At 66.1% G+C, this 25688-nt stretch carries 25 protein-coding genes; 4 read left to right on the top strand and 21 right to left on the bottom strand.

The window, feature by feature from the left end; all coding sequences use genetic code 11:
* From QMG72_RS17820 to QMG72_RS17745, 5 genes are all read right to left on the bottom strand, one after another.
* Window positions 1-92, bottom strand: a 92-nt coding sequence (locus QMG72_RS17820; RefSeq protein ID WP_502934651.1) for a CG2302 family histidine operon protein, incomplete at its 3' end; no start/stop codon positions are given.
* Window positions 93-875: an imidazole glycerol phosphate synthase subunit HisH gene (gene hisH, locus QMG72_RS05870; protein WP_282359389.1), complete on the bottom strand. Its 783-nt coding sequence runs from the start codon at window positions 873-875 to the stop codon at window positions 93-95.
* Window positions 872-1498: an imidazoleglycerol-phosphate dehydratase HisB gene (gene hisB / locus QMG72_RS05865; protein WP_226773804.1), complete on the bottom strand. Its 627-nt coding sequence runs from the start codon at window positions 1496-1498 to the stop codon at window positions 872-874. The genes hisH and hisB overlap by 4 nt, the downstream gene beginning before the upstream one ends.
* 64 nt (window positions 1499-1562) lie before the next feature.
* Window positions 1563-2681 (bottom strand): histidinol-phosphate transaminase, encoded by a 1119-nt coding sequence (locus QMG72_RS05860; protein WP_283479985.1) that lies wholly within the window; start codon window positions 2679-2681, stop codon window positions 1563-1565.
* A gap of 67 nt (window positions 2682-2748) precedes the next feature.
* The gene (locus tag QMG72_RS17745) at window positions 2749-3222 is read right to left on the bottom strand and encodes a LysM peptidoglycan-binding domain-containing protein (protein ID WP_349358961.1); all 474 of its coding nucleotides are present in this window, start codon (window positions 3220-3222) and stop codon (window positions 2749-2751) included.
* A 342-nt stretch (window positions 3223-3564) separates the two neighbouring features.
* Here QMG72_RS17745 and lexA point away from each other — a divergent pair, with 342 nt between their 5' ends.
* The gene (gene lexA / locus QMG72_RS05850; RefSeq protein WP_283479984.1) at window positions 3565-4311 is read left to right on the top strand and encodes a transcriptional repressor LexA; all 747 of its coding nucleotides are present in this window, start codon (window positions 3565-3567) and stop codon (window positions 4309-4311) included.
* A gap of 254 nt (window positions 4312-4565) precedes the next feature.
* On the opposite strand, the gene QMG72_RS05845 is transcribed toward lexA, so the two are convergent.
* Entirely contained in the window at window positions 4566-6755 is a 2190-nt protein-coding gene (locus QMG72_RS05845) for an ATP-dependent DNA helicase (protein WP_283479983.1), read from the bottom strand.
* On the bottom strand, window positions 6748-8316 hold the full coding sequence (gene hflX, locus QMG72_RS05840; protein WP_283479981.1) for a GTPase HflX: 1569 nt from the start codon (window positions 8314-8316) through the stop codon (window positions 6748-6750). Before hflX ends, QMG72_RS05845 begins: the two co-directional genes overlap by 8 nt.
* A 490-nt stretch (window positions 8317-8806) precedes the next feature.
* On the opposite strand from hflX, the gene QMG72_RS05835 reads away from it, so the two are divergent.
* Window positions 8807-9421 (top strand): class I SAM-dependent methyltransferase, encoded by a 615-nt coding sequence (locus QMG72_RS05835; RefSeq protein WP_283479979.1) that lies wholly within the window; start codon window positions 8807-8809, stop codon window positions 9419-9421.
* On the opposite strand, the gene dapF is transcribed toward QMG72_RS05835, so the two are convergent.
* From dapF to QMG72_RS05805, 6 genes are all read right to left on the bottom strand, one after another.
* Window positions 9402-10358, bottom strand: a complete 957-nt coding sequence (dapF, locus tag QMG72_RS05830; protein ID WP_283479978.1) for a diaminopimelate epimerase — start codon at window positions 10356-10358, stop codon at window positions 9402-9404. The two genes, QMG72_RS05835 and dapF, sit on opposite strands and share 20 nt — an antisense overlap.
* A gap of 60 nt (window positions 10359-10418) precedes the next feature.
* Entirely contained in the window at window positions 10419-11372 is a 954-nt protein-coding gene (miaA, locus tag QMG72_RS05825; protein ID WP_283480007.1) for a tRNA (adenosine(37)-N6)-dimethylallyltransferase MiaA, read from the bottom strand.
* A 12-nt stretch (window positions 11373-11384) separates the two neighbouring features.
* Window positions 11385-12953: a tRNA (N6-isopentenyl adenosine(37)-C2)-methylthiotransferase MiaB gene (miaB, locus tag QMG72_RS05820; protein ID WP_283479977.1), complete on the bottom strand. Its 1569-nt coding sequence runs from the start codon at window positions 12951-12953 to the stop codon at window positions 11385-11387.
* A gap of 38 nt (window positions 12954-12991) precedes the next feature.
* Entirely contained in the window at window positions 12992-13465 is a 474-nt protein-coding gene (locus QMG72_RS05815; protein ID WP_283480005.1) for a regulatory protein RecX, read from the bottom strand.
* Between the two features lie 103 nt (window positions 13466-13568).
* Window positions 13569-14621 (bottom strand): recombinase RecA, encoded by a 1053-nt coding sequence (gene recA, locus QMG72_RS05810; RefSeq protein ID WP_226774368.1) that lies wholly within the window; start codon window positions 14619-14621, stop codon window positions 13569-13571.
* 276 nt (window positions 14622-14897) lie between these two features.
* On the bottom strand, window positions 14898-15116 hold the full coding sequence (locus tag QMG72_RS05805) for a DUF3046 domain-containing protein (RefSeq protein ID WP_283479975.1): 219 nt from the start codon (window positions 15114-15116) through the stop codon (window positions 14898-14900).
* Window positions 15117-15161: 45 nt separating this feature from the next.
* Between QMG72_RS05805 and QMG72_RS05800 the strand changes: the two genes are divergently transcribed.
* Window positions 15162-15671, top strand: coding sequence for a MarR family winged helix-turn-helix transcriptional regulator (locus tag QMG72_RS05800; RefSeq protein ID WP_253033220.1), 510 nt, complete (start codon window positions 15162-15164; stop codon window positions 15669-15671).
* 81 nt (window positions 15672-15752) lie between these two features.
* On the opposite strand, the gene QMG72_RS05795 is transcribed toward QMG72_RS05800, so the two are convergent.
* From QMG72_RS05795 to QMG72_RS05765, 7 genes are all read right to left on the bottom strand, one after another.
* Window positions 15753-16205 (bottom strand): helix-turn-helix domain-containing protein, encoded by a 453-nt coding sequence (locus tag QMG72_RS05795; protein ID WP_226774371.1) that lies wholly within the window; start codon window positions 16203-16205, stop codon window positions 15753-15755.
* Window positions 16206-16345: 140 nt separating this feature from the next.
* Complete coding sequence (locus QMG72_RS05790; protein ID WP_283479972.1) at window positions 16346-16858, bottom strand: CinA family protein; 513 nt, start codon at window positions 16856-16858, stop codon at window positions 16346-16348.
* Window positions 16855-17496 carry a CDP-diacylglycerol--glycerol-3-phosphate 3-phosphatidyltransferase gene (gene pgsA, locus QMG72_RS05785; protein WP_253033222.1) on the bottom strand — a complete coding sequence of 214 codons (642 nt, stop codon included), beginning with the start codon at window positions 17494-17496 and terminating at the stop codon, window positions 16855-16857. The genes QMG72_RS05790 and pgsA overlap by 4 nt, the downstream gene beginning before the upstream one ends.
* Before the next feature lie 9 nt (window positions 17497-17505).
* Window positions 17506-20487, bottom strand: a complete 2982-nt coding sequence (locus QMG72_RS05780) for an FtsK/SpoIIIE family DNA translocase (RefSeq protein ID WP_283479970.1) — start codon at window positions 20485-20487, stop codon at window positions 17506-17508.
* Between the two features lie 157 nt (window positions 20488-20644).
* Window positions 20645-22336 (bottom strand): ribonuclease J, encoded by a 1692-nt coding sequence (locus QMG72_RS05775; protein WP_226774375.1) that lies wholly within the window; start codon window positions 22334-22336, stop codon window positions 20645-20647.
* 61 nt (window positions 22337-22397) lie between these two features.
* Window positions 22398-23306 carry a 4-hydroxy-tetrahydrodipicolinate synthase gene (gene dapA / locus QMG72_RS05770; protein ID WP_283479967.1) on the bottom strand — a complete coding sequence of 303 codons (909 nt, stop codon included), beginning with the start codon at window positions 23304-23306 and terminating at the stop codon, window positions 22398-22400.
* Between the two features lie 126 nt (window positions 23307-23432).
* Entirely contained in the window at window positions 23433-23804 is a 372-nt protein-coding gene (locus QMG72_RS05765; RefSeq protein ID WP_226774377.1) for a hypothetical protein, read from the bottom strand.
* A 112-nt stretch (window positions 23805-23916) separates the two neighbouring features.
* Here QMG72_RS05765 and QMG72_RS05760 point away from each other — a divergent pair, with 112 nt between their 5' ends.
* A complete protein-coding gene (locus QMG72_RS05760; protein ID WP_283479966.1) occupies window positions 23917-25185 on the top strand; it encodes a heparan-alpha-glucosaminide N-acetyltransferase domain-containing protein in 1269 nt (422 codons plus the stop codon).
* Between the two features lie 7 nt (window positions 25186-25192).
* Here the strand turns inward: QMG72_RS05760 and QMG72_RS05755 are convergent, their stop codons facing one another.
* Window positions 25193-25687: a hypothetical protein gene (locus QMG72_RS05755; protein ID WP_283479965.1), complete on the bottom strand. Its 495-nt coding sequence runs from the start codon at window positions 25685-25687 to the stop codon at window positions 25193-25195.
* Window position 25688: the final 1 nt, after the last annotated feature.

Here is a 25688-nt window from a genome sequence, read left to right as displayed (position 1 = left end):
GCCTGAACCCAGCGCGGACTCTTCTGCTGTCGGAAGGACAGCGCACCGCCGACGAGCAGCCCGGCGAGCCCCATCAGGACCAAGGACCACATCTAGGCGGTCCCGGCTTCCGGGGCTGCGTCGGCCGGGGCGGCCCTCGGGCTTGTGGCTACCGCCGTCCCGGCTCGTCCCCGCAAACCCCCGACCCAGTTCCGGAGCAGGCGGGCACCGGCGTCGCCGGACTTTTCGGGGTGGAATTGGGTGGCGCACAGCGGGCCGTTTTCCACGGCCGCAATGAACGGCGCCCCGTGCTCCGACCACGTAACGAGCGGCGCGCTCATCCGAGGCTGGACCACCTCGAAGTCCCACTCCTGAACACCGTAGGAGTGCACGAAGTAAAAGCGTTCGCTTTCGACACCTGCGAAGAGCCGGGAGCCAGCCGGAACGGAAACCGTGTTCCAGCCCATGTGCGGTACCACGTCGGCGGGGAGGAGCTCGACCTTCCCCGGCCACTCCCCCATGCCTTCGACTTCGGTGCCGTGCTCGACGCCGGCTTCGAAGAGGACCTGGAGGCCAACGCAGATGGCAAGCACCGGGCGGCCCCCGGCGACGCGCCGGCCGATCATCCGGATGGCGTCCACGGCTTTGAGTTCGCGCATCACCGTTTCAAACGCGCCCACGCCGGGGACCACGAGACCATCGGCGTTGAGCACATCGTCCGGCTTGGAACTGAGGATAACCTCGGCGCCGGCCCGTTCGAGCGCGCGGACGGCAGAACGGATGTTTCCCGATCCGTAGTCGAGCACCGTGACTGTTGGCTTGCCCTCGGGCGACGCTGGCTTCCTGCCGGCATCCGGGTTGGTGATGGCGCCGTCCTTCAGCACTTTGCCGGTCACAGGGCACCCTTGGTCGAAGGGATGCCTTCGACGCGCGGATCAGGCTCAATGGCCGCACGCAGGGCCCGGGCAAAGGCTTTGAACTGGGCTTCAACGATGTGGTGCGGATCCCGGCCTGCGGTGACGTTCATGTGCAGGCAGATCCCTGCGTGCAGGGTGATCGCTTCGAACACATGGCGGGTCAGGGAACCGGTGAAGTGTCCACCGATCAGGTGGTATTCCTGGCCGGCAGGCTCGCCGCCGTGGACGAGGTACGGGCGGCCGGAAACATCCACCACGGCGTGCGCAAGCGCCTCGTCGAGGGGGACGGTTGCTTCGCCGAAGCGCCGGATCCCGGCTTTGTTGCCGAGGGCGGTGCGCAGGACCTCGCCGAAGGTGATGGCGACGTCCTCGACCGTGTGGTGGACGTCGATGTGTGTGTCCCCGGTGGCCTTGACTGTTATGTCGATCAGGGAGTGCTTGCTCAACGCCGTCAGCATGTGGTCATAAAACGGGACCGAGGTGCTGATGTCCGAGACGCCGGTTCCGTCCAGGTTGATCTCGACAAGTACGGAAGATTCGCTGGTGGTCCGTTCCATGCGTGCGGTCCGGCCCTCGGTAGCGGTTGATCCGGGGATGCTCATGTGGGTGTCCTTTGGATGACGACGGTGCCCGGTATGCAGGCAGTGTGGATGTCCGGTGTTAAGTCTAGGCGGGCGGCGCTGCGCGGCCGGCCAGGAGTCGCTCGAGGGCTTCGAGGAAGGCTGTGGTTTCCGTCTCAGTGCCCGCAGTGACCCGCAGATGCCCGGGAATGCCAACGTCCCGAATGAGCACACCCGCGTCCAGCAGCCCCTGCCAGACCTCGTGCGGACTGTCGAGACCGCCAAAAAAGACGTAGTTCGAATCAGAGGCAGCAGGCTTGAGGCCCATACGCTGCAACTCGGCAACTATCCTGTCCCGCTGCCGCTTGATGTCCTCAACATCTGCCATCAGGGCGACCCGGTGCCGCAGGGCGGCCAAGGCTGTTGCCTGGGTGATCGCCGAAAGGTGGTACGGAAGCCGCACCAGCCGCAGGGCATCGGTGACCTCCGGCGCGGCCGCCATGTAGCCAACGCGGGCACCGGCCAGGGCAAAAGCCTTGCTCATGGTGCGCGAGACGATCAGGCGCTCCCGCCCGGGCAGGAGGGTGAGGGCGCTCGGTGTGCCGTCGTGGGCGAACTCGTGGTAGGCCTCGTCGACGATCACTATCGTCTGGCTGGCTTCGCCGGCCTCGTAAACGGCCTCCACCACGTCCAGGCCCAGCCCCGTGCCGGTGGGGTTGTTCGGGGAACACAGGAAGACGATATTCGGCTGCAGTTCCCGGACCTGACGGGCGGCCGAGCCGGCGCTCAGGCCGTAGTCCCCGGCGCGGACTCCCGTGATGTATCCGGTGTCCGTTCCGGCGGCCAGCAGCGGATACATGGAGTACGTGGGAGGGAAACCAAGGGCAGTGCGCCCCGGACCGCCGAAGGCCTGGAGGATCTGCTGCAGCACCTCGTTGGAACCGTTTGCCGCCCAGATGTTCTCCGCACCCAGCCCGTGGCCCAAATATTCCGCAAGGGCTTCGCGCAGATCCGTAAACTCGCGGTCCGGATAGCGGTTCAGGCCAGCGGCAGCAACGGTAACCGCCTCCGAGATCGCGGCCAGCACATCGGCCGGGACACCGTGGGTGTTTTCATTGACGTTCAGCAGGATGGGAACGTCAAGCTGCGGCGCACCGTAGGGCGTCAGTCCGCGAAGATTGGTCCGGAGGGGAAGTCGGTTCAGGCGCTCTAACTGGTCAGTCACCTCACTAGTTTAAGTGAGATCGCCGCGGGCCCGGAAACTGTGACACCTGACCGACCGCTCAACGGCCCTACGTGGACGGAATGAAAAGGGCCTGGCCCGGCACCACGCGTGCGGCTCCGAGGTTGTTCAGCTCGATGATGTCGGCAACGACGTCGCGGGGGTCGCGGCCGGGCACCACGGCGGCGGCAATGGCCCAGAGCGACTCCCCCGGCTGCACCGTCACGGTGACAGTTGGTGTGGGTGACAACTCACCGGTGGACTCTGCCGCTTTGGCGGGCGCGTTGAGGAAGCCGCTCAGGGTCAAAATCAGTGCGGCCAGCAGCATCAGCGGCACGCCGATAAAAACAAGGCGCCCCCGGCGGGTGAGCTTCAGCGGCGCCTGCCGGGCGCGCGGCCCGCGGACAGCGGCGAGCTGCCGGCTGCCGGGGCTGTCCTGCACGGCAGGGGCGGACCCGCCGCCGGGTGCGCCGGCGTCGGGCCGGCCGTAGTTGCCGAATGCGTCGCGGCCGAAAGTGTCGTGAAACGCGCTTGATGCTGACATGAACTGAGCCCTTCCTGGACCATACTGTGCCGCCCGGCGCACTCCACATACGTGCCGCCAACCGGCCTAACTTTCGAACAAACAACCGAACGCCATGCCCTGCACGGGCAACTAAGTAATAGAACACATGTTCGAATCTTGCTAGTTCTGTTTTAGCACTTATGAACGAACATTGTCGAGACTCGCTAGAACAAATGTTTGAAAAAGCGGTGTGGCTGGCCTAGGTTTGACTCAAAGAACAACCACTTCTGCAGTTGATCAGCAGGGTCTGACATTTCAGGCCGGAAGTTCCCGGCAGCCGCAGCCACGGCAGCCGGGCGGAACGGAAAGGCGTTGGCGAACATGGCAGCACAAGCCACTGGCGGCAGGGCCACCCAGCGGGGCCCGCAGGCGGCCCGGCCACCGAAGAGCCTTACCGTTCGGCAAAAGAAGATTCTGGAAACTATCCAGCGTTCCGTGACGGACAACGGCTACCCGCCGTCAATGCGCGAGATCGGCGACACGGTAGGACTGGCCAGCCTCTCCAGCGTCACCCACCAGCTCGCACAACTGGAAAAGCTGGGTTACCTGCGGCGCGACCCGAAGCGCCCGCGTGCCATGGAAGTGCTGATGCCGCTGACCCTCGATGAGGGAAGCGCAAAGATCCCAGCCGCCAAGGCCGGCGGGCTGCGGACCGTGGGCGGGCTGTCCATGTCCGAGCTGAGCAGTGCCACCGACACCGCCATGGTGCCGCTGGTGGGCCGGATCGCGGCCGGCGGTCCGATCCTGGCTGATCAGGTCGTTGAGGACGTGATGCCGTTGCCCCGCCAGCTGGTGGGCCACGGCGAGCTGTTTATGCTCAAGGTCGCCGGGGATTCCATGATCGATGCAGCCATCTGCGACGGCGACTGGGTGGTGGTGCGCCAGCAGGGTGACGCCGTCAACGGAGACATCGTGGCGGCGCTGCTGGACGACGAGGCCACTGTTAAAACCTTCCGCCAGCGCGACGGCCACACCTGGCTGCTGCCGCAGAACACGCAGTACGAGCCCATCCTCGGCGACCACGCCGTCATTATGGGCAAAGTCGTCTCGGTACTGCGCTCGCTGTAGCCCGCGTTGGTGCCGGCTTGATCCGGCCAGGACCCGGCGGGCCGGTAGCCCGGCCGCGGCCTTATGCCCCCCGGCACGTTCGACCCGGTTCCCTGCCCGCCTTAGGTTCCCTGGCCCCTGATGTTCCCTGCGCCCCTTAGGTTCCCTGGCCCCTGCTGGAGGGCCGGCGGCGGGAATGCCGAGGGTCCGGTGCTGCAGCCCTGGCACGGTTCAAGGAACCGGGCGGGAGCACCAAAGCACTGCAAAACGTCCCGTCAGCGGCCGCTAGCGGGCTGCCCGGATTCCTTCCCAAGCCGTTCCAGGGCAGCCATGGCGACCACGGGATCGGTGGTGGGCCAAAATGGCGGCAACGCCGCCCGGAGGAATCCGCCATAGCGTTCGGTGGACAGCCGTGAATCCAGCACAGCCACCACTCCCCTGTCCGTGGTGGTCCGGATCAGCCGGCCGGCGCCCTGGGCCAGGCGGATGGCGGCGTGGGTCGCGGAAACGCTCATAAAGCCGTTGCCTCCGGCCTGTGCCACGGCGCGGGACCGGGCAGTCATCAGCGGGTCGTCGGGACGCGGAAACGGAATCCGGTCGATCACCACGAGGCGGCAGGAGGCGCCGGGCACGTCGACACCCTGCCACAGGGACATGGTGCCAAAGAGGCAGGTGTCCGGTTCATCGGCGAACTGTTTTACAAGCGCGGTCATGGTCGAGTCGCCCTGGCAGAGGATGCTGACGTCCAGCCGCGGCCGCATCGCCTCGGCTGCGTCCTCGGCGGCGCGGCGGGACGAAAACAGGCACAGCGCCCCGCCGCCGGAGGCGCGGATGAGCTTCTCGAGTTCGTCGAGGGCTTCCGGGGACGTGCCGCGGCCGGGCTTGGGCAGGTGCTTGGCGACGTAGAGAATGCCCTGTTTGGGGTATTCGAAGGGCGAGCCGACGTCGACGCCGGTCCAGCTGGGTGCCCCGGGGCCGACCAGGCCCAGGCCGCCGGCGGCGGGTTCGAACGCGGAGCCGATCGCCAGGGTCGCGGAGGTCAGGATCACAGTGTGGTCCGCGAAGAGGCCCTCACGGAGCCGGCCGGCGACACTGAGCGGAGCGATGTTGACCAGGGCGGGCGCGGACTCTTCGGGCTGGGAGTAGCCCTGCTGCGGGTCAAAGGTGCTGTTGCGGGAAAACCAGACCACTTCACGGTTTTCCCGCGCCGCCAGCAGCCGTTCGCAAAGCTCCAGGATCACCATCAGGCGCGAGCGCGCCAGCTGGCGGCCGCCGTCGGCCGTGTTGGCGCTGTCCCCCTTGGAATCCGAGAGGGCCGCGCGGCACGCGTCCCGCAACTGGTCGACACAGTCCAGCTGTTCACTGTTTAGCCCGTTCGGCATCAGCCCGCCGGGGACGCCCTCAATGGCAAGTTCCAGGTTGGCGGCGGCGTTGTTCAGCGCGTCCACCGTAATGCCGGTGTGCTTCCGGGCCCCGGACGCGGCGGCGTGCACCATCGCGACGGAGAGCTGGCCGGAGACCGCACCGGTCACGCGGTCCTGGAGTTCATGGGCCTCATCAACCACCACAACATCGTATTCCGGCAGCACGGCGAGGCCCTCGAAGGCGCTGACCGCCAGCATGGCGTGGTTGGTGACAACAACGTCGGCGTCCGCGGCGTTCTGGCGGGCGAGTTCGCTGAAGCACTCTGCCGCCAGCGGGCACTTTTGCGCGCCAAGGCACTCCATCGAGGTAACTGAGACCTGCCGCCACGCACGGTCGGTGACCCCTGGCAAAAGCTCGTCCCGGTCTCCCGTCGAGGTGTCCTCGGCCCAGTCGCGGAGCCGGACGACCTCCTTGCCGAGCTGGGAGGACGGGCCGCCCATCGCGGCGGCAAAATGCGGCACGGAGGTATCCTCCCCGAGCGAGAAGAGCTGGCCTTCGGACGGCTCTTCCGAGGGGAAGCCGCCGTCGAGCTTATGCCGGCACACGTAGTTGGACCGTCCCTTGACGAGGGCAATTTTGACCGGCCGGTCCAGCGCCGGGGTAATGGTCTTCAGCAGCCGGGGCAGGTCCCTGCCAACGATCTGGGTCTGCAGGGCAAGGGTGGCGGTGGAGACCAGTGTGGGCTTGTCGCTGACCAGCGAGTGGGCGATCAGCGGGATCAGGTACGCGAGGGATTTGCCGGTGCCCGTGCCGGCCTGGACCAGCAGGTGGTCGCCGCTGTCAATCGCGTGCGCCACCTGCCGGGCCATCTCGTGCTGGCCGTCCCGGCTCTGGCCGCCCATTCCCGCCACGGCGCGGTCGAGCAGTTCGACGACGAATTCCGCACCGGCCTGGGCACCTGTTCGTGCCGGCGGCTTTGCCTCCGGTTCAGTCCCAGCGGGGTCCACTGGGACCGCCGTGGCCGCGTCCTCCGCTGCCCGGGCGGTTCCCGCCTGGTGGTCCGTGTCGGCTTCCGCCCCGGTCACCGCTGCCTCAGTCATTGCTGATGAACGAATCCAGTTCAGCGGCGAAGCCTTCACGCACCATCACCACGGCACGGGTGCCTGCTTCCTCGTGGTCCAAGCTGATGATTTCGGCGTCGGTCTCGTGCAGCTTGCTGAGCAGGTCCCCGCGGTTGTAGGGAATCAAGAGTTCCAGCTTCACGCTGGGGCGCGGGATGCCTTCGCTAATGGCTTTGAGCAATTCCGGGATACCCTCCCCGGTGCGTGCCGACACCACAATGTGGCGTGGTTCGCGCTGCTTAAGCCGTTCGATCACAAAGGGGTCGGCGGCGTCGGCCTTGTTCAGGACGATGATTTCCGGCACCTTGCGGGCGTCGACTTCGCTGAAGACGGCCCGGACGGCCGCGATCTGGCCTTCCGGATCCGGGTGCGAGACATCGACGATATGCAGGATCAGATCCGCGTCCGCGACTTCCTCAAGGGTGGAGCGGAATGCCTCCACGAGCTGGGTGGGCAGCGAACGGACGAAGCCGACGGTATCTGCCAGGGTGTAGCCCAGTCCGTCCGAGGTTTCGGCTTTGCGCACCGTCGGATCCAGCGTGGCGAACAGGGCGTTCTCCACCAGGACTCCGGCGTCGGTCAGGCGGTTCAGCAACGAGGACTTGCCGGCATTGGTGTACCCGGCGATCGCTACCGACGGCACGGAATTGCGACGGCGGTTGGCCCGTTTGGTTTCCCGCGCCGGCTTCATTGCAGCGATTTCACGGCGCAGCTTGGCCATCCGGGTACGGATCCGGCGGCGGTCCAGTTCAATCTTGGTTTCACCGGGACCACGCGAACCCATGCCGGCGCCGGCGCCGCCTACCTGGCCACCGGCCTGGCGTGACATCGAGTCGCCCCAGCCGCGCAGCCGTGGAAGCAGGTATTCGAGCTGTGCGAGTTCCACCTGGGCTTTACCCTCGCGGCTCTTGGCGTGCTGGGCAAAGATGTCCAGGATCAGGGCCGTCCGGTCGATGACCTTGACCTTAACGATGTCCTCCAGGCTGCGGCGCTGCGAGGGTGCCAGTTCGGCGTCGACGACGACGGTATCCGCGCCGGTGGACATCACTATGTCCTTGAGCTCCTGGGCCTTACCGGAGCCGAGGAAGGTACCGGGATCGGGTTTGGTGCGGCGCTGGACGATCCCGTCGAGGACCTCCGAACCGGCGGTCTCGGCCAGTGCGGCGAGTTCGCGGAGCGAATTCTCGGCATCCGCGAGGGTCCCTTCGGTCCAGAGCCCGGCCAAGACGACGCGCTCAAGTCGAAGTTGGCGGTATTCGACTTCGGTGACGTCTTCAAGCTCGGTGGAGAGCCCGGCGGTCCGGCGCAGTGCGTGGCGTTCCTCGAGGTCCTGTTGGTCGCCGTCGTAGCTGCTGTGCTCTTCGCCCCGCCGGGAAATGGCCTGCGCCTTGCCAAGCACCGAGGCGGGCGCACCGGCAGTCTGGGCTGGCTCCCGGGCAGGGGTGTCCTTGGCGAGGATCCGGTCGATGACAGCCTGGATTTCCGCAGGACTCATGTCCTGGGCTGCTGAATCGGGTCCGGTGTTGGGCTGACTGGTCATGGTCTCCTTTAGAGGTTTGGCAGTTTCAGAATAGTGCCGATCGGTGCTGCGTGGGGCGGTATTCGCGCTGGGCTGACGACTATTGGTCAAACGGGACTCCTGGGTTGCCTGAGGCAACGGCGCTTCGGGCATGGTGGGCTCCTCATCGGAGCGGCGGGAAAGGGAACAGGCACGGTTGGCGCCTTGAGGAGGAAGAGACGCTCCGCAGGCCGCGCCGCAACAAGCACTGCCAATCTCCAAGTGGGACGGGCGCCAGCGGTGGGTCCATGTCGGGAGCATCGTGGGTGGCGCGCTGGGCGGAAGGTGACTACCTGCGTCGCTGCGGGGACGGGATTTAACCCGGGCCGGCTACTTGAAGTTCAAGAACATGCTTTTAAGCCTAGCAGACGGCGAAGTTCCCCCGGACCGGACGCACTGGCCCCCGCCCGGCGGCGCACCTGGCTCCTGCCGGTTTCCCATCCGCGCAGGCAGGCAACTATTCTGGCAGGTTATGGAGTCTGCACACTATTTCACCGCCCAGCCGGCCGGGCCGTTCACCCGCAAGCCACTCACCGTGGAACTGGCCGGGGCAACCCGGCAATTGCAGACGTCCTCGGGCATCTTCAGCCCGGACGGTGTCGACAAAGGCACTGCCGTGCTGCTGGCCGAGGCCCCGGCGCCGGCGCCGCAGGGGACATTGCTGGACATCGGTTGCGGCTGGGGCGCGATCGCACTGACCATGGCCCTGCGGGCACCCCACTCACACGTCTACGCCGTCGACGTCAACGAACGCTGCGTGACCCTGAGCAACGAAAACGCGGCGCTGCTGGGACTGAAGAATGTCACGGCCAGCACGCCCGACGCCGTCGACCCTGAACTTCGCTTTGACACCATCTGGTCCAACCCGCCGATCCGGATCGGCAAGGACGAGCTGCACGCACTCCTGCTCCGGTGGCTGCCGCGGTTGGTTCCGGGCGGCTCAGCTTGGCTGGTAGTGCAAAAGAACCTCGGTGCCGATTCCCTTCAGCGCTGGCTCGCAGCGGAGCTGGACAGCAGCTTCACCGTGACCCGGGAGAGCACGTCGAAGTCGTTTCGGATCCTTCGGGTCAGGAAAGCGTCCCACTAGCGACGATCACGGCGGGGCCGCTGAGTTCGACATGCTCGTGCCCCTCCGCGCCGAGGAAGAACTTCACGCCGACCACACCACCGGGGACGTGGACGTTCCAGGCGTCCGGGGCACCCTGGCCGGCCCAGTGGCGGATCGCGACGGCCGCGGCGCAGGCGCCGGTGCCGCACGACTGGGTTTCCCCGACTCCGCGTTCATATACGCGCATCGTGATGGTACCGACGCCCTCGTGGACCAGCGGCTCGGCGGGAACCACGAATTCGACGTTGGTGCCGTGCGGCGGTGCAGGGTCAACGTGGGGTGCGGTAAAGAGCTGCGTGCCATCCAGTTCAGCGGCTTCTGCCAACGCCACAACCGTATGCGGATTGCCCATGCTGACGGAGAGCGCCGGCCGTGCCACTTCCAACCCGGCGGCGCTGACCAGCGAATCCATGGACCGGGCGGTGGCCTCGCCCGGGAAAATGAATTCCCAGGGGCCCATGTCCACTGCGTAGCCGGACGCGGTGCGAACGACTGTTTTGGCGCCGCCCCGGGTGCCGATGGTCGTTGCTTCGCCGGCCGGAAGCTCAATCAGGCCTTCACTGACCAGGAAGTGGACAAAGACGCGGACACCGTTGCCGCACATCTCCGACAGTGAGCCGTCGCCGTTGCGGTAGTCCATAAACCACTCGGCCTCGGGGTTTTGCGTCAACAGTTCACGGCCCTCGGCGAGCAGCCGGGACGGGACGGCGCGAATCAGTCCGTCCCCGCCGATTCCCAGATGACGGTCACACAGTGCGACAACCTGCTCCGGGGTGACCGCCAGGGTGCCGTGGGGGTCTGCGAGCAGGACAAAGTCGTTGCCCGTCCCGTGGCCTTTGGAAAACTTCAGCCCGCCCAGGGCTGCACTGTCCCCGGAGGGTTTACGGTCAGTGGCCACGGCCAAGTCTTCATCCATGCACCAAGGGTACCGTCGCGGGGCGTGCCGCTGGAAAACGGCCGTGGCACCACGTTCCGGTCACTCGGCTCCGCCGCAAAGCGCGGCGGCCTTGGCCAACAGTTCCGGGTCCTGCCAGTCGAGCCAGCCTATTCGGGGGTCGGCGCGGAACCAGGTGAGTTGGCGCCGGGCAAACTGCCGGGTCGCGACGATGGTTTCCGCCACTGCCTGAGCTGGGTCGGATTCGCCGTCGAGGACCTTGAGGAATTGCGCATAGCCGAGGGCCCGGGGTGCTGTTTTGCCCCGCCGGAGTCCGGCCGCGTCCAGCCTGCTGACCTCGTTCAGCAGCCCGCGGTCAGCCATGGTGTGCACCCGGCGGGCAAGCCGTTCCCGGAGCCGTTCACGGTCCACCTCGAGCCCGATCTGGACGGCGGGCTGGAAGTACTCGCGGCTGGGCATAAAGGAGCTGAACGGCCGCCCGGTCAGCTCGAACACCTCCAGGGCACGGACAATCCGGCGCGCGTCGCCGAGCCGGCCCGCGGAAACCGGGTCCACGCCTTCGAGCCGCGCACGCAAAAGCGCCGGTCCGTCGATTTCCAGTTCGGTCTCCAGCCTGCTCCGGATGACCGGATCGGTGCCGGGGAATTCCAGCACGTCAAGGGCTGCGCGGACGTAGAGACCGGATCCCCCTGCCAGGATGGCGCGTTTGCCGCGGGCATGGATGGCGGCAATGAGCCCTCGGGCGTGCTGCTGGAAGTCGGAGACGCTGGCTTCCTCGGTTACGTCCAGGATGTCCAGAAGGTGGTGCGGCACTCCCCTGCGTTCGGCCTCGGTGATTTTCGCGGTGCCAATGTCCATGCCCCGGTAGAACTGCATCGAGTCGGCATTGATGACTTCGCCGTCGAGTTCCAGCGCCAGCGAGACGGCAAGATCGGACTTGCCGGAGCCGGTCGGCCCGACGACGGCGATCACCGGCAGTCCCGGCGTGGCGCCGGTCCCCGCGACAGGTTCCAGGCCGGCCGGGGTGTCCTGCAAGGCTTTCACGGGCTAGCTGCTGCGCACGGGCAGTGCCGGGATGCCCAGGGACACACCCTTCGTTCCGGCTGACGATCCCGGGGCGGGGGCGCCGCAGGAATCCGCCTGCGACCTGTCCCAGGCGTCGCTGGCGCGGGAACGTCGAAGACTGAAGTCCGCCACGGTCGCCGGGTCGGCGACGAGGTGGAACGCCGCTGCCCCGGTGATGGTCACCGTAACGAGGTCACCGGGCCGGGGCGTCTCGGCGCCGTCAGGCACGGAAAAGTGGACCAGCCGCTGGTCCTGTGCCCGGCCGGAGAGCCGATGCGTTTCCTCGGACTTACGCCCGGCATGGGCGGTAACCATCACCTCGACGCGCCGGCCGAGCTGGCGGGCGTTCTCCTCGGCCGCAATCCTGTCCTGCAGCGCGGTAAGGCGTTCGAAGCGCTCCTGCACAACGGCTTTGGGGAGCTGGTCCGGCAGCTCCGCGGCAGGCGTGCCCGGCCGCTTGGAGTACTGGAAGGTAAAGGCTGTGGCGAAGCGGGACTTCTCCACAACGTCAAGGGTGGCCTGGAAGTCCTCCTCGGTTTCGCCTGGGAATCCGACGATAATGTCAGTGGAGATTGCGGCGTGCGGAATCTTCGCGCGGACCTTGTCCAGGATGCCGAGGAACTTGGTGGACCGGTACGACCGCTTCATCTCCTTGAGGACCTTGTCCGAGCCGGACTGCAGTGGCATGTGCAGTTGCGGCATCACGTTCGGGGTCTCTGCCATGGCGTCGATGACGTCGTCTGTAAAAGCGGCGGGGTGCGGGCTCGTGAAGCGCACCCGTTCCAGGCCCGGGATATCACCGCAGGCGCGCAGCAGTTTGGAAAACGCCTGCCGGTCACCGAACTCCACGCCGTAGGAATTCACGTTTTGGCCCAATAGGGTTACTTCGATCGCTCCGTCGGCCACGAGCGCCTGAATCTCGGCCAGAATCTCTCCCGGGCGGCGGTCCTTTTCTTTGCCGCGCAGGGCCGGGACGATGCAGAAGGTGCAGGTGTTATTGCAGCCAACGGAGATCGACACCCAGCCGGAATAGACCGAGTCGCGTTTGGTGGGCAGTGTGGAAGGAAAAACGTCGAGCGACTCGAGGATTTCGAGCTGTGCTTCGTTGTTGTGGCGGGCCCGTTCCAGCAGCGCCGGCAGGGCGCCGACATTGTGTGTTCCGAAGACGGCGTCCACCCACGGAGCCTTTTTCAGGATGGTGTCCCGGTCCTTCTGCGCCAGGCATCCCCCGACGGCGATCTGCATTCCCGGGTTGGCGGCTTTGACCGGCGCCAGCATGCCGAGATTGCCGTAGAGCTTGTTGTCGGCGTTTTCCCGCACGGCGCAGGTGTTGAAGACCACAACATCGGCCAGGTCGCCGGCGGCGGGAACATAGCCTGCCGCTTCGAGCATTCCGGACATCCGCTCGGAGTCGTGCACATTCATCTGGCAGCCGTAAGTGCGCACCTGGTAGGTGCGGGGCGGCACAGGCACCGGCCCGTCGCCGGGTGCCGACGAGGCGTCCGTGGAAGGGGTGTTGCCGGCTGCTGGGGAGGGAATGGTCAAACTCACCTGCTAAGGGTACCGGGTCGGCGCCGTGCCGGGGTTTCCTAGGATTCCGGCCCGGACCCTGCAACGGCCGCATCCAGCACTTCGCCGACGATCCGGAACGCCAGGGAAGGTTGGTAGCCCTTGCGGGCGAGCATGGACGCCAGCCTGCGGGTGGTTTTGTCGCGCTCTGCGCGGTCCGCGAAGCCGGTCAGGCCGCGGAGTTTCCGTCGTACCAGTTCGCGGCCCGCATCTTCCTCGGCCGCGTCGCTGAGCTGTTCGAGGGCAGCGGCGGCGGTGTCCGAGTCGATGCCCTTCTCGGTGAGTTCGCGCCGGAGTGCCCCTTTGGCGAGTTTGCGGCTCTGCGAACGGGACCGCACCCACATGTCGGCGAAATCCGCGTCGTCGATGAGCTTCACTTCTTCGAAGCGGTCGAGCACGGCGTTGGCAACGTCGTCGGGTACGTCCCGTTCCGCGAGCTTGCGGGCAAGCTGCAGCCGGGTCTTGGGCGCGCTGGTCAGCTGCCGGAGCACAATTGCACGGGCAAGGGCCGCCGGGTCCGCGCTAACCCCGGCATCCCTCTCGTTGGCGGGGGCAGGGCTCCGGGCGGGGAACCCCGCCCCCTGGCGCGGCCGGCGGTTAGAAGCCGTCAACGGCCTTCAGCTTTGGGGATGCTTCGGTCTCGGCGGGGGCCTTCACTCCGACGCCCAGCTTCTCCTTGATAAGCCGTTCCAGCTCGGTGGCCAGCTCGGGGTTATCGCGCAGGAAACGCCGGGAGTTCTCCATTCCCTGGCCCAGCTGGTCACCGTCGTACGTGAACCAGGACCCGGACTTCTTGATCAGCCCGTGTTCAACACCCATGTCGATGATGCCGCCCTCGCGGGAGATCCCCTGGCCGTAAATGATGTCGAACTCGGCGATCTTGAAGGGCGGTGCCATTTTGTTCTTAACGATTTTTGCCTTGGTGCGGTTACCGACGGAGTCCGCGCCCTCCTTCAGGGTCTGGATCCGGCGAACGTCGATGCGGATGGACGCGTAGAACTTCAGCGCCTTGCCACCGGTGGTGGTTTCCGGGGACCCGAAGAAGACGCCGATCTTTTCGCGCAGCTGGTTGATAAAAATTGCCGTGGTCTTGGTCTGGCTTAGGCGGCCGGTAATTTTTCGGAGGGCCTGGCTCATCAGTCGGGCCTGCAGACCCACGTGGCTGTCGCCCATGTCGCCTTCGATTTCCGCGCGGGGAACAAGCGCCGCGACGGAGTCGATAACGATAACGTCCAGGGAGCCGGAGCCGATCAGCATGTCCATGATTTCCAGGGCCTGCTCGCCGGTGTCCGGCTGGGAGACCAGCAGCGCATCGGTGTCGACGCCTAGCTTGGCGGCATATTCGGGATCCAGTGCGTGTTCGGCGTCGATGAATGCGGCGATGCCGCCCAGGCGCTGGGCATTGGCGACAGCGTGCAGTGCCACGGTGGTCTTACCGGAGGATTCCGGACCGTAGATTTCCACAACGCGGCCCCGCGGCAGGCCGCCAATTCCCAGCGCAACGTCCAAGGCGATGGAGCCGGTGGGAATGACCTCGATAGGCGCACGGACTTCGTCGCCCAGGCGCATTACCGAGCCCTTGCCGAACTGCTTGTCAATCTGGGCAAGCGCTGCGTCGAGCGCCTTCTGGCGATCCGGGGCTGCGGCCATGGTTCACACCTCTAATACTTTCTCGCTGTGGAGTGGCCGTTTCGGGCCCTGTGTACTGTTCCTGATCTGCGGTCACGATCAGTTTGCGGTCGATACTGAAACTACCGGCACCCACCGACAGAGTTGTCTGCCTGCCCCGCATATGTGGAAAAAGCTCTAAAAAAAGCATAGCCCTACCCGAACAGATATTCGAACAATCGGCGCGGCGTGTCAGTCGTTCGCCGCCACGGCGTGGCCGCAGGGCCGGACCCTTCGTTCGGCCGCACGGGGTCTGCGTCAGCGGGGTTTGACGTCCCGGCCCAGCCGCCGCTCGGGCGGCACATCCTGGACCTCGCACAGCGCCAGCCATACCTGCCGGGGGGCCACGCCTGCGCCCAGGGCCTGGTCGGCGGTCCGGCCGCCGACACCGGCCAAAACGAGGGAGCTGCCAAGGACACGGGAGTACCCGGCCCCGAATTCGTCGTCCATGAGGCGCCAAAAGTCACTGATTCGCACCCCTAGAGTCTCTCACGGTGCCCCGGGGACTCTAGAATGGTGGCCATGAGCATTCCCGCCGCAGGCCCTGGGTTCCCCGGCGTCACCGATAACTCCACCGACGCGGCGCTGACCGACGTCGAGCACCAATTGAGCCTGCTCTGGCGCCGCGCGCGGTCCATCTCGCACCACCTCTCGCGCCAGGTCCACCCCGACATGGAGCCGGCCGCCTACGGACTGCTGATTGTGATCCGCCGCCAGGGTTCCATGCGGCTGACCGAACTTGCCTCCAGCCTCGGTGTCGGAAAGCCCTCTGTGAGCCGGCAGGTCGCCTTCCTCGAACGCCTCGGCCTGGTCTCCAAGGAAGCCGATCCGCTCGACGGCCGCGCCCAGATGATCCGGCTGACGCCGGTGGGTGAGGAAAGGATGCATGAGGTGCAGGACGCCCGGCGCGAAGTGTTCCGCGAACGGCTTGGCGAGTGGCCGCCGGAAGAACTGCAGACCCTTTCACGCTACATTGCAAAGCTCAACGCGACCTACGAGCGTGACGGTTTTCCCCGCGACGAACTGCAGTAGCTGCCTCGTTCCACCCGCACCGGACACGCAAAGGACCCCGGCACACCGCCGGGGTCCTTTGTCGAGTGGTTCCAGTCGGGGCTAGCGTGCCCCGGAGAGAAGGCCCTTGGCCAATTCATCGTTGAGCTCGGAGTTAAGCTCGCGGTCCAGGTCACGGCCGTAGCGCTGGGCGAACTCCTGCGGGACGGTGTCCGGAACCGCAACACCCTCGGCGACGGCAACGCGGTCACTGACTTCGCGGAGCATACCGGAGAGCGGAACATCCAGGGCCGAGCAGATCGAGGAGAGCAGCTCCGAGGAGGCTTCCTTCTGGCCACGTTCCACTTCACTCAGGTAGCCCAAGGAAACTCGGGCACTGTGCGAGACTTCGCGGAGGGTACGGCCTTGGCGTTGGCGGACATCGCGCAGAACATCACCGATTTCGTGACGAAGTACAACCATTTTGCGCTCCTTCTGTTCGCTCTTAGCCTGATCGGCGAGGCCCACATCCTTCCAGCGGACAACGCCGTTAACGGATACGGGCTGCTTTACCATCTGTATCGCCTTGCTCCCTCTTTATGTCGAGCCCGCCGGTCACAGCGGACACTGATGATGCTTTCATCCTAGGCGCCTCCTATCTACGGAAGCGACATAATGTAACAACTATTCGCATTGCAGATTTGTTCCCGGCAACTTTACGCCCGGTCGCCTTCGCTCGCCAGTATCTCAAGGAGCCGTTCCAGCGCGGCGGCACAGGCCTGGCCGCGGATTTCCGGCCGGTTGCCCTCGAAGCTGTAGGCGTACGACGTCGCACCCTCCGCCGTGGCGACGCCGATAAAAACGGAACCCACGTCCTTGCCGCCGTGCGGCTCGGGGCCGGCAACCCCGGTAGTGGAGATCCCGACGTCGGCTCCGCAGATTCTGCGTGCCCCCGCCGCCATGGCTTCGGCAACCCGGCCGTCGACGGCTCCGACGGTCCCGAGCAGTTCCCGGGATACCCCCAGGACGTCGGCTTTTACGGTGTTCTGGTAGGACACCACACCGCCTTGGAGCATGCCGGAGGCACCGGGCGTGTCGGCCAGCATCGCGGCGACCATGCCGGCGGTGAGGGATTCGGCCGTGGCGACGGTCAGTCCGCGGCCGATCGCTCCGGCGACGGCCTCTTCGGCCAGCCGATGCAGGTTGATCGTAGGGTGGAGACTGCTCATGACCTTCCCTCCAGCTTCTTTTGTTGCTGCGCCCGGATGCCGCTGGCGCGCAGCTTCAGGGCCTCGATGACATATTCTCCGCCGGTCCAAACGGTGATCGCGAGGGCCGCCATCATAACCACAAAGGCCACAACGCCAAGCCACGGCACGATCGGGGCCAGGGGAAGGATGTAGAGGAAGATCGCCGCCGTCTGGGTGACGGTCTTGAGTTTCCCGCCGCGCGAGGCCGGAATCACGCCGTAGCGGATAACAACGAAGCGCAGGGCGGTGATGCCCCATTCCCGGACCAGGATCAGGATGGTGACCCACCACGGCAGCTCCTGCAGCAGAGAGAGCATCACAAGCGCCGAGCCGATCAGCAGTTTGTCCGCGATCGGGTCGGCGATCTTGCCAAAGTCGGTGATCAGGCCGCGACTGCGGGCAATGTCACCGTCGAGCTTGTCAGTGTAGATCGCAACGGCGAAAGTCGCCCCGGCGATCCAGCGCCAGACGCCGTTCTGGGCGACGAGCCCGGGGGCATCGAGCAACAGGAACCAGACGAAAAACGGCACCATCACTATCCGCAGCATCGTCAGGATGTTGGGCAGATTCCAGATCCCGGAAGCGGATCCGGTGCTGTTTGCTTCGGCGCTAGTCACGTTCCTAGGCTACCGTCCGGTGAGCGACCAGGCGTCCTCGGAACCGCCGTCGTCCTCGGTCGGGCCACCACCGGAGCCACCGTCGGCGCCGTCGTAGTACTCCGTGGCCGGCGTACGACGGTCCAGGTCGGCGGCGACGAGGTCCTCCGCGTAGCCGCCCTGGGCGATGTTCGCGTTGGCGTTCTCGCTCAGCGCTGCCGTCTGCGAATCGGCCGTGGCCGGCACCTCCATGCCCTTCATGGCAGCCAGGACAGTGGCGAGGTCATCGGGCTTGACCAGGACGTCGCGGGCCTTGGAACCCTCGGAGGGGCCCACCACACCGCGGGATTCGAGCAGGTCCATCAGCCGGCCGGCCTTCGCGAAGCCGACGCGCAGCTTGCGCTGCAGCATCGAGGTGGAACCGAACTGGGTAGTGACCACCAGCTCGGTGGCCTGCAGCAGCACCTCAAGGTCGTCCCCGATGTCGTCGTCGATCTGTTTCTTCGGCGCTTCCGGGGCCACGTCATCGCGGTATACGGCCTTGAGCTGGCCCTTGACGTGCTCGACCACCTTGTGGATTTCGGACTCGGTGACCCAGGCACCCTGGACACGCATGGCCTTGGACGCACCCATCGGCAGGAACAGGGCGTCGCCCTGGCCGATCAGTTTCTCGGCGCCCGGCTGGTCCAGCACCACCCGGGAATCGGTGACCGAGGACGTGGCAAATGCCATCCGGGACGGCACATTGGCCTTGATCAGGCCGGTTACGACGTCCACGGAGGGCCGCTGGGTGGCGAGCACCAAGTGGATGCCGGCAGCACGGGCCAGCTGGGTGATGCGGACAATCGAATCCTCGACGTCGCGCGGGGCGACCATCATCAGGTCGGCGAGCTCGTCCACGATGATCAACAGGTAGGGGTAGGGCCGGATGACCCGTTTGGAGCCCTCGGGCGGGTGGACTTTCCCCGCACGGACGGCCTTGTTGAAATCGTCGATGTGTTTGAAGCCGTAGTTGGCGAGGTCGTCGTAGCGGGCGTCCATTTCGCGGACCACCCACTGCAGGGCCTCGGCGGCCTTTTTGGGGTTGGTGATGATTGGAGTGATGAGGTGCGGGACACCTTCGTAGGCGGTGAGCTCCACCCGTTTGGGGTCCACCATAACCATCCGGACTTCGTCGGGCGTGGCACGCATCAGGATGGAGGTGATCATCGAGTTCACAAACGAGGACTTGCCGGCACCGGTGGCCCCGGCGACCAGCAGGTGCGGCATCTTGGCAAGGTTGGCCACAACGTAGCCGCCCTCGACGTCCTTGCCGACTCCCATGACCATCGGGTGCTCCGTGCGCCGCGCGTTTTGGCTGCGGAGCACGTCACCGAGGGACACCGTCTCGCGGTCCGTGTTGGGGATCTCAATGCCGATCGCCGACTTGCCCGGGATGGGGCTCAGGATGCGCACATCGGAGCTCGCAACGGCGTAGGAGATGTTTTTGGAGAGCGCCGTGACGCGCTCCACTTTGGTGCCCGGGGACAGTTCAATCTCGTAGCGGGTTACCGTGGGGCCGCGGCTGAAGCCGGTGACCTGGGCGTCCACGTTGAACTGGTTCAGGGTTTCCGTCAACGAAGCGACAATCGCGTCGTTGGCTTCCGTGCGCTCCTTCGGGATGGAGCCGGGGGTCAGGACGTCCGACGGCGGCAGCGTGTACGTAACGTCGCCGGCAAGCGACAGCTGCTCCGTACGCTGCGGGATGGGGGTGGGCAGCGGTGCCAGGGCAACCGGATTCGCGGGGACCTTTGATGCGGCGCCCAGGGCTGCGGCGCCGGGGGCCGGGGCTGCGGGATTCAGCGATCCTGCGGCGACCATCCCCGGCGTGACCAGCGGGATCGCCTCGGTGGCGTTTTCCCCCGCCGCTCCTGCAACAGTGGCCGGGGCGCTCCCCAAACCCTGGGCTGCCTTGATCTTTTCGATGGCAAGCTCCGCCTGGGTGGGGCGGCGCACCCCGGGGGCGACGGATTTGGAGCCCTTCGCGGCCCGGGCGGCTTCGGCTTCCTCGTCCGCCACGAGTGCCCGCTCGAACGCTTCGTCGCCGACGTAGCCTTCGAGCCCGGACTCGTCCTCGTGGTCCTTGCCGAAAAGACGGCGGCGCTTCTTTTTCGGCTGCGCCGGGGCGCTGTTTTCCTCCAGGTAGCTGCGGTCGTGGCGGCCGCCGGGGCTGTCGCCGCCGGTGTTGCCGTCGTCGGTGTACTGATCTTGCAGGTCGATGCCCATAAGGTGCTCGTACGCGGCGTGCAACCGGCCCGGAATGGCGCCGAACGGCGTGGCGGTGACAATCAGCAGGGACGTAAAAGCAAGCACGCTGTAGACGGCCAGCGGAACGGCGGGGTGGATGGCGGCAAGCGGGGCCGCGGCAAGGTAGCCGAGCATTCCGCCGGCTCGGCGCAGTCCGTCGAAGCCTTCAGCAACGGTAGGCTGCCCGCCAATGACGTGGGCCAGGCCGGAACCGGCGAAGGCCATGATCAGGAAACCGATCCCGATCCGGTTGTTGCCGCGGCCGTCGACGGGCTGGCGGAACAGCCGAAAGGCGCAGACCACAAGCATCAGCGGCAGCAGCAGCGACATCCAGCCGAAGGTGCCGTTGACGATTCCGTACACCATGTCCGGGAACCAGCCCTGAAAACCCCACCAGGCAAAGGTGGCGACGAAGACCCCGAGTGCGAGGTTGAACAGGGCTGCGCCATCGCGGCGGTCCCCGGGGTCGAGGTCGCTGACGTCGTAGCCGATCCGGCGGATACCCGCTCCCACAACGTGGGCAACACCCAGCCAGGCGCCGGCTGCAACCCGGACCGGCCAGGGCTGTTTGGGTTCGAGGACGGCCAGCTGGCGGGTGCGCGAGGCGCCAGTTGAACCGGAGGGCTTGCTGGTTTTGGACGCAGCCGAACCGGAGCCCCGGGTCGAAGAGCTGCCTGATTTACCGCTGGGGTTTCCTCTAGGCGCGGAGGAAGTACGTGTCGCCATACCCGTTACGGTACCCGACTTCGGGCCGAAAACCGCGGATTTCCGGGCCTTCAAGGGGTCCATGTTGCCGGCCGGAAACGCACAACGGCCCTCCCGGTCCGCCGCAAGCGCTAGCCAGCGGCAGGCCGGGAAGGCCGTCGTTAGGTAATTCCGGCGCTTAGGCCTCCAGGACCACCGGGATGATCAGGGGCTTGCGGCGCAGCTTGCGGTTGACCCAGGTGCCAACCACGCGGCGGACGACCTGCTGCAGCTGGTGCGTGGTGTGGTCCGAGCGGTTGAGCACGGCCTCTTCCAAGGCGGCGTTGATCTTGGGGATGATCTCGTCAAAGACCGAGTCGTCCTCGGCCACGCCGCGGGCGTGGATCTCGGGTCCGGAGACGACCTTGCCGGTGGCGCGGTGGATCACGGTGATGATGGAAATAAATCCTTCATCGCCGAGTGTCTGACGGTCCTTGAGGTCAGATTCCGTGACTTCCCCGACGCTGGAGCCGTCGACGTAGACGAAGCCGACTTCGACCTGGCCGACGATGTCGGCCTGGTGGTCGCGGAGATCGATGACCGTTCCGTTGTCCGCGAGAAGGATGCTCTCTTCCGGGACACCGGAGTCCAGGGCAATCTTGCCGTTGGCGATCAGGTGCCGGGTCTCACCGTGCACCGGCATCGCGTTGAGCGGCTCGAGGATGTTGTAGCAGTACAGCAGCTCGCCGGCCGCGGCGTGGCCGGAGACGTGCACCTTGGCGTTGCCCTTGTGGATAACGTCGGCGCCGAGCTTCAGCAGGCCGTTGATGATGCGGAAGACGGCGTTCTCGTTGCCCGGGATGAGGCTGGAGGCGAGGATGACCGTATCGCCCTGGCCGACGACGACGCGGTGGTCACCGTTGGCCATGCGGGACAGGGCCGCCATCGGCTCGCCCTGGGAACCGGTGGACATCAGCACCACACGGTTGTCCGGCAGGTTGTCGATGTTCTTGATGTCGACGAGGATGCCCGGCGGCACGTCGAGGTAGCCGAGCTTCTCGGCGATGGCCATGTTGCGGACCATGGAGCGGCCGACGAAGGCAACCTTGCGGTTGTGGTTGGCGGCGGCGTCCAGGACCTGCTGGACGCGGTGCACATGCGAGGAGAACGACGCGACAATCAGGCGCTTGGACGCCTGGCCGAAGAGCCGGTCCAGGGTCGGGCCGATTTCCTTTTCGGCGGTGGTGAAGCCGGGCACGTCGGCATTGGTGGAGTCCGACATAAACAGGTCCACACCTTCTTCGCCCAGTTTGGCGAAGTGGCGGAGATCGGTGATGCGGCCGTCCAGCGGCAGCTGGTCCATCTTGAAGTCGCCGGTGTGCAGCACGGTTCCGCCGGGCGTGCGCAGGAACACGGCAAGGGCGTCAGGGATCGAGTGGTTGACGGCCACGAATTCACATTCGAACGGCCCGAATTTCTGGACCTGGCCCTCGACGACGGTCTGGGTGACCGGCTTGATCCGGTGCTCCTGCAGCTTCGCCTCGATGAGCGCCAGGGTCAGCTGGGATCCCACCAGGGGAATGTCTGCCCGCAGCCGCAGCAGGTAGGGAACAGCGCCAATGTGGTCCTCGTGGCCGTGGGTCAGGACGACGGCAACGATGTCATCGACGCGGTTCCGGATGTAGGAGAAATCGGGCAGGATCAGGTCCACGCCGGGCTGGGTTTCCTCAGGGAAGAGGACGCCGCAGTCGACAATCAGCAGCTTGCCGTCGATTTCGAAGACGGTCATGTTGCGGCCAATCTCCCCGAGGCCGCCGAGCGGAACGATCCGCAGGGTGTCCTTGAGCAGTTTCGGCGGCGTAACAAGGCCGGGAAGGGCGGTTTGGGTCATAATGCACTACTTTCCAGGCGGTTACCGGCGTGGTCTTTACTTATCAGAAACAAACACCTGATCAGGAAAAGAGCATTCCGGCTTCCGCCAAGTCCTCGCGGATGGATTCGATCTCAGCTTCGTCCGGCTCCACGAGGGGCAAACGGACAACCGAGTTGGGCAGGACTCCCTGCCACTTAAGAACTTGCTTCGCAGCAACAGCACCCTGGATATGGGTCATCACTGCACGGACCACAGGGTCCAGTTCGAAATGTGTGGTGCGGGCGGCGGCGAAGTCGCCCGCAAGTGCGGCATCGATCATGGCGCGGAACTGCCGCGTTGCGACGTGCGCGGTGACACTGACGAGTCCGGCAGCTCCGGCTGCCATCCAGGGCAGCGTGAGCCCGTCATCGCCGGAATAGACGTCAAGGTCGGTGTTCGCGAGGACCCGGGTGACGGCGGCAAAGTCGGCCTTGGCGTCCTTGAGCGCAACGATGTTGGGGTGGTCCGCGAGCCGGATCATGGTTTCCGGAAGGATCGGGACGCACGCGCGGCCCGGGATGTCATAGACCATCACCGGAAGATCGGCGGCGTTGGCGACGGCTTCGATGTGGGCCTGGATGCCGGCCTGGCTTGGCTTGTTGTAGTACGGGGTGACGATCAGCTGGCCGTGGGCTCCGGCCTTGGCGGCGCGCTTGGCCATCTCGATCGAATGCGAGGTGTGGTTGGTGCCGGTTCCGGCGATGACCTTGGCGCGGTCCCCTACGGCCTCGACGATAACCCGGAAGAGCTTTTCCTTCTCGTCGTCTTCCAGTGTCGAGGTCTCCCCCGTTGTGCCGGAGATGACCAGCGCATCGTGGCCGTCATCGACGAGCTTGTTGGCCAGTTCCGCGTTCAGCTCGTAGTCGACCTCGCCGGCGGAAGTGAAAGGCGTGACCATGGCGGTTACGAGGGATCCGAACATACGAGAACGAGCGCGAGAGTCAGCCATACGAAAAACGTTACCCTGTCCCCGGCATGATATGACAATGGCCGCGACGTGATGAAGATCAAAGCCGGCCCCAAAACCCGTGCGGGAACCGGCCGGAGACGCCGCGGCTGCGGCGGCAAAGGACTCTCAGGCGGCCGTGCCAGCACCGCCCGGCGGGGTGGCGCAGTAGCGGCCGACCGCACTTTCCCGCAGGGACTCGGCCCACACCGCGAGGCGCTGGGCCGCCCGGACATAGTGGAATAGCTCCGCCGGGGTGAGGGATTCGAGGTCGGTCTCGGCCAGCCGGCGGGCTAGTTCCGCCCCCGGGGCCTGCGCGGCGAGGGCGGTGCCTTCCCGGTGCCACTGGACATCCTCTGCCGATTCGCCGGCGATCAATTGCCGGAAGAGGAAATCCACGACGCCGGGACTCATCGCTTTGAGGACCCCGGACGCCGCGTCCGGGCCGCACTGACCTGCTCGGGTGGATCCCGGGGCTGCGGACTCTGGAGTGTTGTTCATGCCCCCATGCTATTCGAACATATATTCGAATTCAAGGGCTCCCCGGCCGCGCGGCTTTTCGACCGGCCCCGCACCGGCAGTATGAGACGATCAAAGCATGACGCCGCGCGGAATGGCTTCCACACCCGGGACGGCACGTGGCAGGGGCAGGGGCAGGGGCAGGGGCAGGAACAGTTCCAGGGGTGCCGGCGGTAATTCCGGAACCCGCCTCTCAGGCATTGATGCCGCCCGCGGACTGGCTCTCCTGGGCATGATGGCCACCCACATTCTTCCCATCTTCGAAGCCGATGCCCAACTCACACCCACCTGGGTGGGCTTGGTGTTTTCCGGGCGCGCCTCTGCCCTGTTCGCGGTCCTTGCGGGGATCGGGCTCGCCCTCTCAACCGGTAAACAGCATCCCTTCCAGGGTCCGCAACTGTCGGCGGCTCGGCGGGGAATCGCCCTGCGCGCCTTGGTGGTCGCCGCCGTCGGGCTCTCCATCGGCGGACTGGAGGTTAATATTGCCATCATCCTGGTCCACTACGCCGTGCTGTTCCTGTGCGTGCTGCCGTTCCTCGGCCTGGACGTCAGACGCCTGCTGGTTCTTGCCGCCGGCTGGGTGCTCGTGACCCCGGCGCTCGCTTTCCTGTTGCGGCCGTGGCTGCTCACCGCGACGCCTCGGCTGCAGCTGGGCCACAACCCGGAGTGGGGGGACTTATCCACCCCCGCCGTGCTGTTGGGGGACCTTTTTTTCACCGGCTATTATCCGGTGCTGCAGTGGATCACCTACCTGCTGATCGGACTCGCGATCGGCCGCCTGGCGCTGACCACGGCGTTGGTCCCAGTCCTGCTGCTGGCAGCCGGAACCCTGGTGGCGGTCGCAGCCAAGTGGCTCGGCGTGGTGCTGATGGAGGACTGGGGCGGCCGGGCGGCGCTGCAGGCGTCCCTGCTGAATCCGTCCTATCCGCTGGAGAGCCTCCTGCAGGTCAACCTGGCCGGCGTGGACCAAACCGGCTCCGCCTGGTGGCTCGCCTCCAGCGCACCCCATTCGGGCAGCACCCTGGATCTCCTGCACACCTCGGGGGTGGCGGCCGCCGTCGTCGGAGTCTGCCTGTTGCTAGGCCGGCTGGTCGTGCGCACCGGGGCGGATCTGCTGCTTGCGTTGCGGGGTGCCGGTGCCATGACGCTGAGTCTCTACACGGCCCACCTGTGCGTGATGGCCGCGTTGTACGGCCAGACCCTACCGGCGGGGTGGACGGTCGAGGGTGTGTACTGGGCGCAGGCCGGGGCAGCCCTGGTTATTGGCGGAATCGTCGCGGCCCTGGCATGGCGGGGTCCGCTGGAGTGGGTGGCTCATGCCGCCAACCAGCTCGGCCGCTTCCAGCCGGCCCGCCTCCGCTGACCGGGCCTCAGGCCCTGCCGTTGCCGTTGCCGTTGCCGCCGCGATACAGCCGGAGAGCGTCGCGCATCGAGGAGCGCGCCCGTTTCCGGTCTCCCGCGGCGTCATAGGCGCAACTGAGCCGGAACCACGAGCGCCAGTCTGCCGGCGCAGCCTCCGTTTCGGCGCGGTACTTTTCGAATTCACGGTCCGCCGCATCGCGGATGATCCGCCCCGCCGGGGTGCGCGGCAGGTTGTCTTCCGGCAGGCCACCCTCGGCCTCGAGGATTTTCGCCAACCGTTCGGTCCGGGCGCCGAAGAGCAGCTCCCGGGCAAGGGCCCAGGCTCCGATAACCGGCAGGACCAGGTAGGCCACCCCAATCGCCTTGGCCATCGGGTTGGCATCCGTCATCAGCAACACCGAGCGCTGGAAGGACACCACCAGGTAGAAGACCAGCAGGAGCGTCACGGCACCCACCCAGATCTTGGTGCGGTTGGCTTTGACGAGCGTGAGGACATTGGCCATA

Source organism: Pseudarthrobacter sp. PH31-O2, from assembly GCF_030063265.1.
Classification (GTDB): Bacteria; Actinomycetota; Actinomycetes; order Actinomycetales; family Micrococcaceae; genus Arthrobacter.
This window is presented reverse-complemented; position numbering and strand designations above follow the sequence as displayed.

What these genes read in the sequence shown, in the direction of transcription:
- QMG72_RS05845 (WP_283479983.1), bottom strand. Translation starts at nt 6,755, where the DNA reads ATGACTGAGGCAGCGGTGACCGGGGCGGAAGCCGACACGGACCACCAG.
- QMG72_RS05800 (WP_253033220.1), top strand. Translation starts at nt 15,162, where the DNA reads ATGAGCATTCCCGCCGCAGGCCCTGGGTTCCCCGGCGTCACCGATAAC.
- lexA (WP_283479984.1), top strand. Translation starts at nt 3,565, where the DNA reads ATGGCAGCACAAGCCACTGGCGGCAGGGCCACCCAGCGGGGCCCGCAG.
- QMG72_RS05835 (WP_283479979.1), top strand. Translation starts at nt 8,807, where the DNA reads ATGGAGTCTGCACACTATTTCACCGCCCAGCCGGCCGGGCCGTTCACC.
- recA (WP_226774368.1), bottom strand. Translation starts at nt 14,621, where the DNA reads ATGGCCGCAGCCCCGGATCGCCAGAAGGCGCTCGACGCAGCGCTTGCC.
- QMG72_RS05775 (WP_226774375.1), bottom strand. Translation starts at nt 22,336, where the DNA reads ATGACCCAAACCGCCCTTCCCGGCCTTGTTACGCCGCCGAAACTGCTC.
- QMG72_RS05780 (WP_283479970.1), bottom strand. Translation starts at nt 20,487, where the DNA reads ATGGCGACACGTACTTCCTCCGCGCCTAGAGGAAACCCCAGCGGTAAA.
- QMG72_RS05790 (WP_283479972.1), bottom strand. Translation starts at nt 16,858, where the DNA reads ATGAGCAGTCTCCACCCTACGATCAACCTGCATCGGCTGGCCGAAGAG.
- QMG72_RS05795 (WP_226774371.1), bottom strand. Translation starts at nt 16,205, where the DNA reads ATGGTAAAGCAGCCCGTATCCGTTAACGGCGTTGTCCGCTGGAAGGAT.
- hflX (WP_283479981.1), bottom strand. Translation starts at nt 8,316, where the DNA reads ATGACCAGTCAGCCCAACACCGGACCCGATTCAGCAGCCCAGGACATG.
- dapA (WP_283479967.1), bottom strand. Translation starts at nt 23,306, where the DNA reads ATGGCTGACTCTCGCGCTCGTTCTCGTATGTTCGGATCCCTCGTAACC.
- hisB (WP_226773804.1), bottom strand. Translation starts at nt 1,498, where the DNA reads ATGAGCATCCCCGGATCAACCGCTACCGAGGGCCGGACCGCACGCATG.
- dapF (WP_283479978.1), bottom strand. Translation starts at nt 10,358, where the DNA reads ATGGATGAAGACTTGGCCGTGGCCACTGACCGTAAACCCTCCGGGGAC.
- QMG72_RS05755 (WP_283479965.1), bottom strand. Translation starts at nt 25,687, where the DNA reads ATGGCCAATGTCCTCACGCTCGTCAAAGCCAACCGCACCAAGATCTGG.
- QMG72_RS05760 (WP_283479966.1), top strand. Translation starts at nt 23,917, where the DNA reads ATGGCTTCCACACCCGGGACGGCACGTGGCAGGGGCAGGGGCAGGGGC.
- QMG72_RS05765 (WP_226774377.1), bottom strand. Translation starts at nt 23,804, where the DNA reads ATGAACAACACTCCAGAGTCCGCAGCCCCGGGATCCACCCGAGCAGGT.
- QMG72_RS17745 (WP_349358961.1), bottom strand. Translation starts at nt 3,222, where the DNA reads ATGTCAGCATCAAGCGCGTTTCACGACACTTTCGGCCGCGACGCATTC.